Consider the following 13333-nt stretch of genomic DNA (forward strand, 5'->3'; position numbering starts at 1 on the left):
TGCTCTTGCCGTTGGTCATTTGCTTGTTAATGTTTCTGCGATTTATTCATCCCCTCGCTTGACGAGTACGCTGTATTGTCACTAAGGCGTGATACAATCCCGACCTTTCGCAAATCCCAAAAAATTTGAGACCATGACTCGCGCACTTCGTAACGTCGCCATTATTGCCCACGTTGACCACGGTAAAACTACCCTCGTTGACCAACTTTTACAACAAGCCGGTACTTTCCGTGCCAACCAGCAAGTCGCTGAGCGCGTAATGGACAGCAACGATCTTGAAAAAGAGCGTGGCATTACCATTCTGGCCAAAAATACCGCCATTGAGTACAACGGTACTCACATTAATATCGTTGATACCCCAGGTCACGCGGACTTCGGTGGTGAAGTTGAACGTGTATTGGGTATGGTTGACGGCGTCTTGCTGCTGGTTGACGCCGTTGAAGGCCCGATGCCACAAACACGTTTCGTGACGAAAAAAGCCTTGGCTTTGGGTCTGAAACCGATTGTTGTAATTAATAAAATCGACCGTCCTGGTGCTCGTCCTGACTGGGTTCACGATCAAGTATTTGATCTGTTTGATAAACTGGGTGCAACTGACGACCAGCTCGACTTCCAAATGATTTACGCTTCAGGTCTGAATGGCTTTGCCAAACTGACTTTGGAAGAAGAATCAGACAATATGCGTCCATTGCTCGACCTGTTGGTGTCGGCTGTTCCTAGCCCACCCGGCGATGCGGATGCACCATTGCAATTGCAAATCTCTGCGCTTGATTACTCAACATTTACTGGCCGTCTGGGCGTAGGTAAAGTGATTAATGGTCGCATCAAGCCAGGTCAGCAAGTTGTGGTGATGAATCACGACGAACAAGTATCTTCAGGCCGTATTAATCAGGTCTTGGGCTTTAAAGGTCTGGAACGTATTCCGGTTGAGCAAGCTGAAGCGGGCGACATTATCATTATTTCCGGTCTGGATGAGATCGGTATCGGCGTAACAATCTGTGATAAAGACGCGCCGGTTGGTTTGCCAGTGCTGGGTGTTGATGAGCCAACGCTAACGATGGACTTCATGGTGAATACATCGCCATTGGCCGGTACTGAAGGCAAGTTTGTAACTAGCCGTCAAATCCGTGATCGTCTGAATAAAGAATTGCTCGTTAACGTGGCTTTGCGTGTTGAAGATACTGATGACACAGATGTCTTCCGCGTTTCCGGTCGTGGTGAATTGCACTTGACGATTCTGTTGGAAAATATGCGTCGTGAAGGCTTTGAGATGGCCGTGGCAAAACCACGTGTTGTTTACAAAGACATCAACGGTGTGAAATGTGAGCCATATGAAAATCTGACCATCGACTTGGAAGATGAGCACCAAGGTGGCGTGATGGAAGAAATCGGTCGTCGCCGTGGCGAATTGACCAATATGGTATCAGATGGTCAAGGCCGTACGCGTCTGGAATACCATGTGCCAGCACGTGGCTTGATCGGTTTCCAAGGCGATTTTATGACGCTGACTCGCGGTACTGGCTTAATGAGCCACGTATTCGATGATTACGCACCTGCTAAAGCAGATATGCCAGGCCGTCACAATGGCGTGTTGATTTCCCAAGACAATGGTGAAGCCGTTGCTTACGCATTGTGGAAACTGGATGATCGCGGTCGCATGTTTGTTAGCCCTGGCGATAAACTGTACGAAGGTATGGTAATCGGTATTCATAGCCGTGATAACGACTTGGTTGTGAATCCTATCAAAGGTAAGCAGCTGACTAACGTTCGTGCCTCTGGTACGGATGAAGCAGTTCGTTTGACGCCTCCAGTAAAATTGACGCTCGAATCGGCGGTTGAGTTTATTGCGGATGATGAGTTGGTTGAAATTACACCAAAATCAGTGCGCATCCGTAAACGTTTCCTGACTGAAAACGAACGTAAACGCAACTACAAGGCTTCTTCTAACTAAGCTAGTTTGAAGAAAATGAAAAACGCCAATCCATGGATTGGCGTTTTTTTGTGGGGTCGAATACGTGGTGTGGGTATGCAAAAAAGGGTGTTGCACTACTTGATGTGTAGAGCAATACCCTTTGTTTTTTTTTTTTTTTTTTTGATGTGCTTATTTGAGTTGCAAGAGCAAATCGTTCAGCATTTTCTTTTGTACTGCAGGATCAATCGCACCTTCCTTGCTGGAAATGCTCAGTACAGTTTGATTGAGTTTTTCGCTCAAGGTTACTTCGAATACTTGTGAGGTTGGGGCGCTTGGGTTGTCTGACTTCGACTTTTTCCAGAAAGTTAAAGAACTGAAATAGTTGCTTTCACTTTCTTTGTCGATGTCGGTGGCCGCCCGTTGCACGGTGTAAACTCCAGTGCTGCGATTTTTATCTTGCACGTTGTAGCCGATACGATCGAAGGCGAGGCCAACACGACGCCATGCGCGATCGTAGTTGTCTACGATTTCAATTTCTTGACCCGATGCGCTTAGGGCTGCACGTGACTGCACTTTAATCTCGGGTTTGCTTGAGGCTGCTTTGGCCTCTTCCTTGGTCATGCCGAGGTTTTGCAACATCATGCCCATAATTTCAGCTTCAAGCTCTGGATTGGGTGGGCTTGGGGTCCAAGCTGTGCCATTCCAGGTTTCAGATTGTTGCGCGCCACCTTCTTTGTAGACTTCCGTCATGCCGCGGTGTGTAACGTAGATATTGACTACGCCCGGTGTTGCGCTGCGTTCAATACGCGTACGATATTTGTCTAGGCTATTGGTCGAAACAAATTGATCGACTAGCTTCCTAAAGAGGCGAGTGGCCAAGTCCACAGGCAAATTGGCACGATTTTCTAGCCAATCAGTCTCCATTACGCCAATTGTTGGATTGTCGATAGTGAGTAGAAAGCCATTGGCCAACCAGAAATCCTTAATGTCATCCCAGGTTTTGCTCGTCGAGCCATTGACTTCAATGTAACGAATGCCATCGTGACTAACAATACGGGCATTTTTGTATTCAGGCAGAACTTTCTGGCCTTCATCATTACGCTGGGTGTTTGCGTTTTGAGTTGCAAGCGCAGTATTGGGTGAACTATACGCGTACTGAGGGTTGGCTTGGACCGTAGTTAAGTCCGGTGGAATCTCAAGTGGATTTTTGTTTAGATTGTCGCTGGCACTGCGATAATCGACTTTGCTATTCATGAACGTTTCTGTCGATGAGCATGCGCTGAGCAGGCAAAGTACGGCGGTAGCTAATGTGATTTTTTTGAGGTGAATCGGTTGCATTGTTCTAACCCAAGTAAGCACAAATTATTGTGAGATCAGACCAGCGGTCTGCATCGCTTCAAGCAAGACGGGTTGAGCTGTTTGGCTCAATCGCGTCAAGGGGAGGCGTATGCCTGCTGGAATTTTCCCCATGGTTTCAAGAGCCCACTTTACAGGGATGGGATTGGCTTCAATGAATAGGTGGCGGTGGAGGCCTTGTAAGGTGTCATTGATGGCTTTGGCTTCGTCTATGTTGCCATTGGCAGCTGCAGCGCACATCTTGCTCATGGCCTGAGGGGCAACGTTGGCGGTGACAGAAATTGTACCGTGCCCACCAATCAGAATAAATGGCAAAGTCGATGCATCATCGCCACTGTAGAGTGCAAAATCTTTAGGTGCCCGTTTGATTAAATCGGCAGCTCTTTCTAGATTGCCTGTGGCGTCTTTGATGCCGACAATATTTGGCAATTGAGCTAATTGCAGGGCGGTGTCATTACTTAAGTCACAAGCTGTGCGACCTGGTACGTTGTAAAGCAAGGTGGGTAGGGCTGTGTTTTCGGCGATGGCCTTAAAGTGCTGGTATAGCCCACTTTGAGTTGGTTTGTTGTAGTACGGTACGACGCTTAAGCCGTAGTTTGCGCCAACAGCCAGTGCCTGATTTGACAGGTGGATCGCTTCGCGTGTCGAATTGGCGCCTGTGCCTGCAATGACTGGAACACGGCCTGCAGCCTGCTCGACAACCGTGCGTACAATGGCAATGTGCTCTTCAACATCGACGGTTGGGGATTCACCCGTTGTTCCTACGGCAACAATGCCGTTAGTGCCTTGCTCGATATGCCAATCAACGAGTTTTCGGAGTGTTGTGAAATCTATCTCGCCATTCACATCCATTGGGGTGACGAGCGCAACCAGGCTACCTTTGAGCATAAGTAGGAAAACCAATCACATAAAAAAGATCATTCTAACCGAAGCGTTAGAGCCTTGAAACAGCGTTGACTAACACTTTTCACGTTTTTAGTACCTTTAAGGCTGAAAATCAGGCCTAGGTAGCCCTAAATGTAAAGTTATGTTTCAAATTATTAAGAAGCTGACGAGTGGCTTGTAAAACTTGAGCCATCTCAAGATTATGGCGATCCACTTTGTGACATTCTCACTCCATTAAGGAAAAGTTTGTTGTAGGGGCGTTCGATCTTTCCTTAAGTTCAATTGTTTTCTGTCGCGCACATGTCGTAACGCAAACGTTGCTTAATGTTGCAATGACAGTTAATAATCGTACTACCTTTTGGATTTTCTCAGATAGCAATGGGAATTTCTTGGGATGGAGTCGTAAATAGTGTCAGCTTTAGCTGATCAAATAAATCTTAGGGTCGTTGTACTTCTAAAGGTGAATAAGATGAATATTCTGGGTTATCTACAAAAAATCGGCCGTGCGCTGATGGTGCCGGTGGCTACGCTACCAGCTGCCGCAATTATGATGGGTATTGGTTACTGGATTGATCCAAATGGCTGGGGTGCTGATAGTGCAACCGCAGCGTTTTTGATTAAGTCTGGTGCAGCCATTATCGATCACATGGCAATTTTGTTTGCTGTGGGTGTGGCTTATGGTATGTCTAAAGACAAGGACGGCGCTGCGGCGTTGGCAGGTTTGGTTGGTTATCTGGTATTGACTACATTGTTGTCACCAGGTGCTGTGGCTCAAATTCAATCCATCGACATCAAAGCGGTTCCTGCTGCCTTTGGTAAAATCGAAAACCAATTCGTTGGTATTTTGGTGGGCGTGATCGCTGCTGAACTCTACAACCGCTTCAGTGGTGTTGAGTTGCACAAAGCCTTGGCGTTCTTCAGTGGCCGTCGTCTGGTGCCTATCATCACCTCGTTTGTGATGATCATTGTGGCATTTGTGCTGATGGCTATTTGGCCTGTGATTTTCAACGGCTTGGTACACTTCGGTGAAAGCATCAAAGATATGGGCGCTGCAGGTGCTGGTATCTATGCCTTCTTCAACCGTCTGCTGATTCCAGTTGGTTTGCACCACGCACTGAATTCAGTGTTCTGGTTCAACGTTGCCGGCATTAACGACATCCCTAACTTCTTGGGTGGCGCTAAATCATTGGCTGAAGGTACTGCTGTATTGGGTAAAACTGGTATGTATCAAGCTGGTTTCTTCCCAATCATGATGTTCGGTTTGCCAGGTGCTGCTTTGGCAATTTACCACACTGCAAAACCTGCTAACAAAGCGCGTGTAGCTTCAATTATGTTTGCTGCTGCTTTGACTTCATTCTTCACTGGTGTAACAGAACCACTTGAATTCTCATTCATGTTTGTTGCGCCATTGTTGTATGTATTCCATGCGTTCCTGACTGGTGTTTCTGTGTACATTGCTGCAACTATGCAATGGATTTCAGGTTTCGGCTTTAGTGCTGGCCTGGTGGATATGGTCTTGTCTTCTCGCAATCCACTTGCGAAAGATTGGTTCATGCTGATCTTGCAAGGCTTTGTATTCTTCGCTGTGTACTACTTCGGTTTCCGTGCATTCATTACTGCATTGAACCTGAAAACACCAGGTCGTGAAGATGACGTAATCGAATCGATTGCTACTCCAGAAGTAACTGCTGCTGCAACAGGTAGCACTGCTGAATTGGCGATGGCCTATGCAACTGTGGTTGGTGGTGCGGCTAACGTAACTAATGTTGATGCGTGCATTACACGTTTGCGTTTGTCAGTCGTTGATGCTGATTTGGTAAACGAAGCGGCTGCCAAAAGCTTGGGTGCGAGCGGTGTAATTAAACTGAACAAACAAAGCGTTCAAATCATCGTTGGCCCTAAAGCTGAGCTGATTGCTGATTCGTTGCGTGCTGTTCTGGCTGGTCAAGCTTCAAAAAAGTAATTGAGGCAGCGCCACAGTCTAACGTGGCGCCAAAGTCCTCTAACCCCGGCGAGATCGTACTGCTCTCACCATTAACGGGTGAAGTAGTGGCTTTAGAGAATGTGCCAGATGCGGCATTCGCAACTAAAGCTGTGGGTGATGGTGTGGCCATTTTACCAACGGGTAATTTGGTAGTGGCACCGTGTGATGGGCAATTGGTTAAGATTTTTAATACCAATCACGCTTTTGCTCTGATCAACGATGCAGGTGTTGAACTGATTGTGCACATTGGTATCGAAACTGTGAAACTCGGCGGGCAAGGATTTACCCGTCTGGCTGAACAAGGTAGTTTCGTGAAGGCAGGACAACCCGTACTTGAGTTAGATCTTGAATACTTGGGTGCAAATGCCAAATCAATGATTAGCCCAATTGTTCTTACGAATGCGGATCAATTTGCACCACTGACCGAGCTAGCATCTGGCTCCGTGATTGCAGGGCAAACCGCGCTCTACACGATCAAACAAAAATAATTGATTCTGTTAGCAAAAACGCCACCTTCGGGTGGCGTTTTTTTTGCTTAATAGGTGAAAGTAGTATTCAAACTCAGTATTGGGCTAGCAGACTGGCGAGTTGATGTACGGGTGATGCTTCATTTTGCGGTAAAAATGGAAATAACTGAGTAGTTTGCGGATGGTGGGCGATGAATTGGCTAGGCGGATGCTCAAGCAAGTACCTGCGAGCTAGGCTCGCGAGTGTCTGGGTTTGTAATTGCTGCTGCGCCAAAAATTTGGCTAACTGGTCCAAAATATCAGGCTGAGTTAAGGTGAAATTTGTATTGCCCGTCGACGTGGGGGCTACACCATCCCACGCTAAAAAAACATTCGTGCCTTGCGGTGTCAGCAGTGCTTGCCATAGCTGATGCATAAAGCTTGCTGCACCGATATTCCCGCAATGTAGCCAGCCATTACTGATGGGTGAAAGTGAATTTAAGATGGGAGCGTGTAAATTGAGTGATGCAATATCGCCGCTGACTAGGGTAATAAACCCATAGTAGGGTGCCAGTGGCGCTGGGATAATAAATGCATCAACTAAATTGTGTGAGCGCTGCTTTAATTCGCAGGCGTAAGCTGCGTTTGGAGCTTGGATGAGCAGTAGATTCGAGCCTGGGCTGGGTGTATCTGTTTGGCTCTCTAGTGGATGAATACTGTACTGGCCGCTTGGAGGGCTGAAATTGAGTCTAGCGCTAATTGAGGGTATGAGCTCAGAGGGGGCAATCAGATGGGTTTGCATCAATATACCCCCTGTTGGGCTTAATTATTCATCGTGGCAAGTATTGAGTAGCTTTTTCAGGCTATCAATATTTTCTAATTCAATTAAACGATTCTGTACTTTGATAAAGCCTTGATCTTGAAACTTAGATAAGGTGCGGCTCACCGTTTCTAATTTGAGGCCGAGGTAGCTGCCGATCTCCTCACGAGTCATTCGTAAGTGGAAGCTGCTTGAAGAATAGCCGCGAATTGCAAACCGTTGCGATAGATTCAATAAAAACGCAGCCAAACGCTCTTCAGCCTTCATATTGCCAAGTAATAGCATTACGCCATGGTCACGCACAATCTCGCGACTCATCACTCTGTGGAAATGGCGTTGCAATAGTGGGATTTCGCGTGATAAATCTTCAATATCATTAAATGGCAACTCGCACACTTCGCTGTCTTCGAGTGCAATTGCATCGCAAGTGTGGACGTCAGTGCTGATGGCATCCATGCCCATTAGTTCACCTGACATATGGAAACCAGTTACTTGCTCGCGGCCATCTTCTGAAATCACGCTGGCCTTGAAGAAGCCTAGGCGAATTGCATATAAAGAACGGAATGGCTCGCCAGCACGATACAGCGCTTCACCACGTTTGATCGGGCGGGCTTGAGTGATGATGGTGTCCAGCTCTTGCATTTCATCTTGTGATAATCCCATTGGCAGGCACAACTCACGCAAGCTGCAATTGGTGCATGAATTACGCAGGTGGCGAGGTGAAAGATCGCGTACTTGAATGGGGGAAATCATGAAAATCTCACAAGAATAATAAACGTGCAGGAGGAGTATTGTAACTCTCTGAAGAGGTAGATACCCCAGTGTCATTGCATTTGACTTGATATAAATCAAGTTGGATCATTGTACTAGCTTTTAAGCTGCCGCTGCTAGTATGGAGAACGAGTAAAAATGACGATTTTGAATAGTTTGAGCAGCGCTCAATTGCCTGGATCGGCGGTGGTTGATTTTGATCGTGAATTGATTGTCCGCTATGACGGAAAAGGGCCTCGCTATACTTCGTATCCGACTGCAGACCGCTTTACTCACCCAATCTCGTCTGAGCAATATCGAGGTATTTTGCAGCAACGCTCGCCTGGTGCTTTGCTCAATCCTTTGTCGCTTTATTTTCACATTCCTTTCTGTAATACCGTATGTTACTACTGCGGCTGCAACAAAATTATTACAAAAGACACTGGCAAAGCTGATTTGTATATCAATTATCTTACAAAAGAAATTGAAATGCACGCTGCTGAGTTGCCCAATCGGCCGAAAGTGGGGCAGCTGCACTTAGGCGGCGGGACGCCGACGTTTATGTCGGAGGCGCAGCTTACTCGTTTAATGAATGTCGTGCGTACTCATTTTGACCTCTTGCCCACGGGCGAGTTCTCTATCGAGATCGACCCCCGTAAAGTGGGCGAGCCCATGATTAAAACCTTGGCAGAGCTGGGCTTTAATCGCATGAGTGTCGGGATTCAAGATTTTAATCCAGCGGTGCAAGAGGCTGTCAATCGGATTCAATCTGAGCAAGAAACACGCTCGGTGATTGAAGCCGCACGCATGCATGGGTTTAAGTCTGTGAGTGTGGATCTCATCTATGGTTTACCCAAGCAAACGGCAGAATCGCTCGCGAAAACCATTGAGCGTGTGTTAACGCTCCGTCCTGATCGTATTGCTTTATACAATTATGCGCATTTGCCAGAGCGGTTTATGCCGCAGCGTCGTATTAATGAGGCAGAGCTGCCGAGTGCCGATGTTAAGCTCGATATCTTGCAAAACTCAATCACGCAATTGATTGAGGCGGGGTATGTATTAATTGGCATGGACCACTTTGCCTTGCCGAATGATGATTTGGCTGTTGCGCAACGGCGGGGGCGTCTGCAACGTAATTTCCAGGGCTATTCGACGCATGCGGACTGTGATTTGCTTGCTTTTGGCGTCTCTTCAATTGGCAAAATTGGCGCTCATTATCAGCAAAATGTGAAAACACTTGAAGAGTATTACGAAAAACTGGATGCCAACGAGTTTCCAGTTGTCCGTGGCCTGCAAATGAATAGCGATGATTTGATTCGCCGCGCAGTCATTCAGGCTTTAATGTGCCAATTCGAATTGTATTATCAGGCGATTGAAGTGAGCTATATGATCGATTTTCTGGATTATTTTTCCGAAGAGATCACTTTGCTACAGCCTTTAATGGATGACGGCTTAATCACGATTGAGGCCGATGGCTTGTTTGTCACCGCAAAAGGGCGCTTGCTGATTCGATCGATCGCAATGATATTCGATCAATATTTGCGGACAAAAACTACGCAAGCAAGGTATTCTCGCCTGATTTGATTTTGTGTGTTGGCCTATGCTGGAAATTAATCTGCTCGCCTTGTTTTTGGCTGGGCTGCTCGGTGGTGGTCATTGTATTGGCATGTGCGGCGGGATCGTTTCAGCCTTTAGTTTACAACTGCCATCTGGCGCGCGTTGGCCCTATTTATTAGGGTTTAATGCTGGGCGGCTACTGGGTTATGTGCTCATTGGTGCATTCCTAGGTGGCGTGGGCAGTTTTGCCACTCTAGGTTCACTGCAAACGATCAAAATATATCTGTTTGTCATTGCAAACATCCTATTGATCATGCTGGGTTTGTATATTGCGGGTTGGAGCCGAGCTTTGACGCGCATCGAAAAGATCGGCCAGCCAATATGGCGCGCAGTTCAACCCGTGATGCGAAAATTACTGCCTGTGCACAGTGTCTGGCAAACACCATTAATTGGCTTACTCTGGGGGTGGATACCCTGTGGACTGGTCTATACCGCTAGTCTTTCTGCTTTGGCTAGCGCCAGTCCAGTGAGTGGTGCGGGTGTGATGCTGGCCTTTGGCTTGGGAACTTTGCCCAATCTAATGCTTATGGGGTTGTTGGCCAAACGCGTTCAGTCTCTCGTACAAAAAAGCTGGGTACGCAGACTATGTGGTTTGGTAGTTATTGCGATGGCGAGTTATCAATTGTTTTTGTTGATGGGTATCCTGCTGTAGTCCAATATTTGATTGAATTACACGGTCATACCCCTAATTTTTTGAGCATCAGTTTTGCGTTGCCATACTGACTGAGTGATGCACTTTGCTGCTGACTGACTTCAAACCCCAATTTCTGCCAAAACTGCTCTGCACCTTCAACAGCAACCAACATCGCATTTTGATATTCCATTTGCTGAGCCCACTGCAGGGCCTGGTGCGCTAATGAAATGCTTAGATTTTGCCCGCGAGCTTGCGGATGAATGGCCAGGTCGTGCAGGTAAAAGCGATCGGGTATCTCGGGACACGATGTTATGACTCGATTGAGCTCAGGTGCGGCGTCACCGCGCCAAGGGTGACAAAATAAATAGCCTAGAATCTTGCCGTTAGCTTCGATCAACCAGTTGGTCTCTGGTGAAGCCTGTAATTTGGCCAAAAAAGTATCATATTCTTCATGCAATTCAATGGGGTAGCATGCCGCCTGTATGTCTAAAATGCTGGGTAAATCCTTTGTTTGTATCTGACGAATAGGGAAGGACACTTGACCGAGCCTTTGGATTTGGATTGAATGCGGCTGATATTTTAATGGATTGGCGGTAAACAGGGTGAGTGTGAAAAATACATGTATGAGCTGTGGTGCTTGCTGCGCAGCTTATCGGGTGTCTTTTGATCGATCGGAGTTAAGTAGCGAAGGTGGACTTGTACCTGACGGTTTAGCAGATTACGAAACAGCTTACACCGCCCGATTGCGCGGGACGGATTATGCCCAGCCGCGTTGTTTGGCACTGATTGGCACGATTGGGGTTGATGTGTCTTGCGGTATTTATCGTGAACGCCCATCTCCTTGTAGGGAGTTTGGTGCTTTGGCGGAAATTGGCGTGTTTAGCGAAGCTTGTAATCGTGCTCGAGCTAGGCATGGCTTGCCAGCGTTAGAGACTGTTAGTGAGTGATCCATGTTTTGATTTCGATCGGCTTTTCTGCTGGTGATCACTGATGATGCGGTCGATGTTGAACCACAATGAATAAAGGCAGCCGAGGCTGCCTTTATTCATTGTGGTAATTAACTCTTAGCTAAAGCGACCGCCACCGCGGTTGCCGCCGCTTGGTTTACCGCCGTAGCCGCCACCGTTGCCGCGTGGAGCACCGCCTTCACGGTTGCCGCCGTAGCTGCCGCGATTGCCGTCGCGTGAGCCGCCTTCGCGGTTGCCTGCGTAGCCGCCACGGTCGCTGCGTGGAGCGCCGCCGTCACGGTTGCCGCCGAAATTACCACGTGGTGCTGAATCACGGTTGTAGCTGCCGCCATTGTTGTCACGCGCTTGGCCTGAACCAAAGCTGCGTTCGCGTGGGGCGCCTTGATAGCCGCTGTCACGTGGTGCGCGATCGCCGTAGCTGCCGCGGCCTTCGCTGCTGTGTGAGCGTTCGCCAAAGCTGCCGCGTGATGCTTCACTGCGATGACCTTCTGGACGATCGCCGCGTGGCGCGCGATCACCGTAGCTGCCGCCTTCGCGGTTGCCTTTGTAGCCACCACCGTCACGGTTGCCCGCGTAACCACCACGACCGCCGCCATTGCCGCCATTACCTGCGTAACCGCCACGACCACGGCCGCCGCCGTTACCTGGGCGACCACGATCGCCGCCTTGGCCGCCGCGACCTGGTTGGAAGCGAGCTTCCAGACCTTCGATTTCTTGGGTTGTGAAGTCAATATTGTATTGACGACGAATTTTAGTCAGCAAAGTGAAGTCGCTCTTTGTTACCAAAGACACGGCTTCGCCTGAGCGACCGGCACGGCCGGTACGGCCAATGCGGTGGATGTAGTCTTCTGAGAAGCGTGGCAAGTCAAAGTTAATCACCAAGCTGATGCCAGCAACGTCAATGCCACGCGCAGCAACGTCTGTTGCGACGATCATGTCGATGTCGCTGCGACGCAGACGATCCAAGGTGCGGCGACGATCACGCTGCGCCAAGTCACCGTGCATTGCTGCTGCTTTAAAGCCTTCCATTTTCAACCATTCAGCTACTTCGTCAGCAGAGATTTTGGTTGCGGTAAAGATGATCGATTGTTGGCCGTCATTTTTCTTGAGCAGGGCAGCAACGAGTTTTTGTTTGTGCTCGTAGCCATCTGCGTAATGAACTGATTGCGCAATTTGCGCTTGCATCGTGGCTTGTGGTGCCATTTCAACCAGTTTGGGTGAACGCAGCATTGGGCCAGCGAAGCGTTGAACTGATTCAGTTAATGTCGCAGAGAATAGGGCGGTTTGACGCTCTTTTGGCAATTGATCAACAATCGCTTCAACTTCATCAATAAAGCCCATGTCGAGCATACGGTCGGCTTCGTCCAACACCAACAATTCCATGCGACGGAAGTCGATGCGTCCACTGCGCAGCAAGTCAGTCAAGCGACCTGGCGTTGCCACCAAAACTTCGTACGGCTGAGCCAGCATTTTGTTTTGTACTGGGTATGGTACGCCACCAACAACAGTAACTACTTTGCAGCGTGGGATTTTGCGACACAGTTCAGTGGCAACTTTAGAAACCTGCTCAGCCAATTCACGTGTTGGCGTCAAAACTAAAATACGTGGGCCGCGAGCGTGATGAGTTGATTCTTTGGTCAGGCGATGCAGGGCAGGCAGTAAGAAGGCTGCAGTTTTACCAGTACCCGTTTGTGCTGAAGCCATGATGTCGTGGCCAGCGAGGATTTCTGGGATAGCTGCAGCTTGAATAGGGGTTGGTTTGGTAAAGCCTTGAGCTTCCAAAACCTCTGTAATTTGTGGCGCCAAGCCCAATGTTACGAATTCGTTAGGCGTGTCTGTAGCGGTAGCAGCAGTATGCGGCATGTTGGCAGTCCTTGTTGTATGGCTGGGTAAACTCACCAGCACGTCATCGACGCCAACCAGGAACAACCGCTAATCACAAGTGCTAGTGCGGGAATAAG

General features: G+C 48.3%; 12 protein-coding genes. 6 read left to right on the forward strand and 6 right to left on the reverse strand.

Annotated elements, in window-relative coordinates:
* Window positions 1–133: 133 nt before the first annotated feature.
* A complete protein-coding gene (gene typA, locus HQ393_RS04170; RefSeq protein ID WP_179357593.1) occupies window positions 134–1951 on the forward strand; it encodes a translational GTPase TypA in 1818 nt (605 codons plus the stop codon).
* A gap of 150 nt (window positions 1952–2101) precedes the next feature.
* Here typA and bamC read toward each other — a convergent pair whose 3' ends face one another.
* Window positions 2102–3166 (reverse strand): NlpB/DapX family lipoprotein, encoded by a 1065-nt coding sequence (bamC, locus tag HQ393_RS04175; RefSeq protein ID WP_179357594.1) that lies wholly within the window; start codon window positions 3164–3166, stop codon window positions 2102–2104.
* A 108-nt stretch (window positions 3167–3274) separates the two neighbouring features.
* Entirely contained in the window at window positions 3275–4156 is an 882-nt protein-coding gene (dapA, locus tag HQ393_RS04180) for a 4-hydroxy-tetrahydrodipicolinate synthase (protein ID WP_179357595.1), read from the reverse strand.
* A gap of 466 nt (window positions 4157–4622) precedes the next feature.
* Here dapA and nagE point away from each other — a divergent pair, with 466 nt between their 5' ends.
* Window positions 4623–6116, forward strand: coding sequence for an N-acetylglucosamine-specific PTS transporter subunit IIBC (nagE, locus tag HQ393_RS04185; RefSeq protein WP_179357596.1), 1494 nt, complete (start codon window positions 4623–4625; stop codon window positions 6114–6116).
* A 23-nt stretch (window positions 6117–6139) separates the two neighbouring features.
* Window positions 6140–6625: a PTS sugar transporter subunit IIA gene (locus tag HQ393_RS04190; protein ID WP_179357597.1), complete on the forward strand. Its 486-nt coding sequence runs from the start codon at window positions 6140–6142 to the stop codon at window positions 6623–6625.
* Window positions 6626–6698: 73 nt separating this feature from the next.
* Here the strand turns inward: HQ393_RS04190 and HQ393_RS04195 are convergent, their stop codons facing one another.
* Together HQ393_RS04195 and fnr are read right to left on the reverse strand one after the other, a co-directional pair.
* Window positions 6699–7385: a hypothetical protein gene (locus HQ393_RS04195; RefSeq protein ID WP_179357598.1), complete on the reverse strand. Its 687-nt coding sequence runs from the start codon at window positions 7383–7385 to the stop codon at window positions 6699–6701.
* 24 nt (window positions 7386–7409) lie between these two features.
* On the reverse strand, window positions 7410–8156 hold the full coding sequence (gene fnr, locus HQ393_RS04200) for a fumarate/nitrate reduction transcriptional regulator Fnr (RefSeq protein WP_179357599.1): 747 nt from the start codon (window positions 8154–8156) through the stop codon (window positions 7410–7412).
* Between the two features lie 156 nt (window positions 8157–8312).
* Between fnr and hemN the strand changes: the two genes are divergently transcribed.
* Together hemN and HQ393_RS04210 are read left to right on the forward strand one after the other, a co-directional pair.
* Window positions 8313–9737 carry an oxygen-independent coproporphyrinogen III oxidase gene (hemN, locus tag HQ393_RS04205; RefSeq protein WP_179357600.1) on the forward strand — a complete coding sequence of 475 codons (1425 nt, stop codon included), beginning with the start codon at window positions 8313–8315 and terminating at the stop codon, window positions 9735–9737.
* A 16-nt stretch (window positions 9738–9753) separates the two neighbouring features.
* Entirely contained in the window at window positions 9754–10422 is a 669-nt protein-coding gene (locus HQ393_RS04210) for a sulfite exporter TauE/SafE family protein (protein ID WP_179357601.1), read from the forward strand.
* A gap of 25 nt (window positions 10423–10447) precedes the next feature.
* On the opposite strand, the gene HQ393_RS04215 is transcribed toward HQ393_RS04210, so the two are convergent.
* A complete protein-coding gene (locus HQ393_RS04215) occupies window positions 10448–10942 on the reverse strand; it encodes a GNAT family N-acetyltransferase (RefSeq protein WP_179357602.1) in 495 nt (164 codons plus the stop codon).
* Between the two features lie 85 nt (window positions 10943–11027).
* Between HQ393_RS04215 and HQ393_RS04220 the strand changes: the two genes are divergently transcribed.
* Entirely contained in the window at window positions 11028–11351 is a 324-nt protein-coding gene (locus HQ393_RS04220; protein ID WP_179358393.1) for a YkgJ family cysteine cluster protein, read from the forward strand.
* Between the two features lie 117 nt (window positions 11352–11468).
* Here HQ393_RS04220 and HQ393_RS04225 read toward each other — a convergent pair whose 3' ends face one another.
* The gene (locus tag HQ393_RS04225; RefSeq protein ID WP_179357603.1) at window positions 11469–13235 is read right to left on the reverse strand and encodes a DEAD/DEAH box helicase; all 1767 of its coding nucleotides are present in this window, start codon (window positions 13233–13235) and stop codon (window positions 11469–11471) included.
* Window positions 13236–13333: the final 98 nt, after the last annotated feature.

This window comes from Chitinibacter bivalviorum, assembly GCF_013403565.1.
In the GTDB taxonomy this organism is placed as follows: domain Bacteria; phylum Pseudomonadota; class Gammaproteobacteria; order Burkholderiales; family Chitinibacteraceae; genus Chitinibacter; species Chitinibacter bivalviorum.

Bases quoted from the DNA above. Each gene is read 5' to 3' on its own strand.
- typA (WP_179357593.1), top strand. From the start codon at position 134: ATGACTCGCGCACTTCGTAACGTCGCCATTATTGCCCACGTTGACCAC.
- bamC (WP_179357594.1), bottom strand. From the start codon at position 3,166: ATGAATAGCAAAGTCGATTATCGCAGTGCCAGCGACAATCTAAACAAA.
- dapA (WP_179357595.1), bottom strand. From the start codon at position 4,156: ATGCTCAAAGGTAGCCTGGTTGCGCTCGTCACCCCAATGGATGTGAAT.
- nagE (WP_179357596.1), top strand. From the start codon at position 4,623: ATGAATATTCTGGGTTATCTACAAAAAATCGGCCGTGCGCTGATGGTG.
- HQ393_RS04195 (WP_179357598.1), bottom strand. From the start codon at position 7,385: ATGCAAACCCATCTGATTGCCCCCTCTGAGCTCATACCCTCAATTAGC.
- fnr (WP_179357599.1), bottom strand. From the start codon at position 8,156: ATGATTTCCCCCATTCAAGTACGCGATCTTTCACCTCGCCACCTGCGT.
- hemN (WP_179357600.1), top strand. From the start codon at position 8,313: ATGACGATTTTGAATAGTTTGAGCAGCGCTCAATTGCCTGGATCGGCG.
- HQ393_RS04210 (WP_179357601.1), top strand. From the start codon at position 9,754: ATGCTGGAAATTAATCTGCTCGCCTTGTTTTTGGCTGGGCTGCTCGGT.
- HQ393_RS04220 (WP_179358393.1), top strand. From the start codon at position 11,028: ATGAGCTGTGGTGCTTGCTGCGCAGCTTATCGGGTGTCTTTTGATCGA.
- HQ393_RS04225 (WP_179357603.1), bottom strand. From the start codon at position 13,235: ATGCCGCATACTGCTGCTACCGCTACAGACACGCCTAACGAATTCGTA.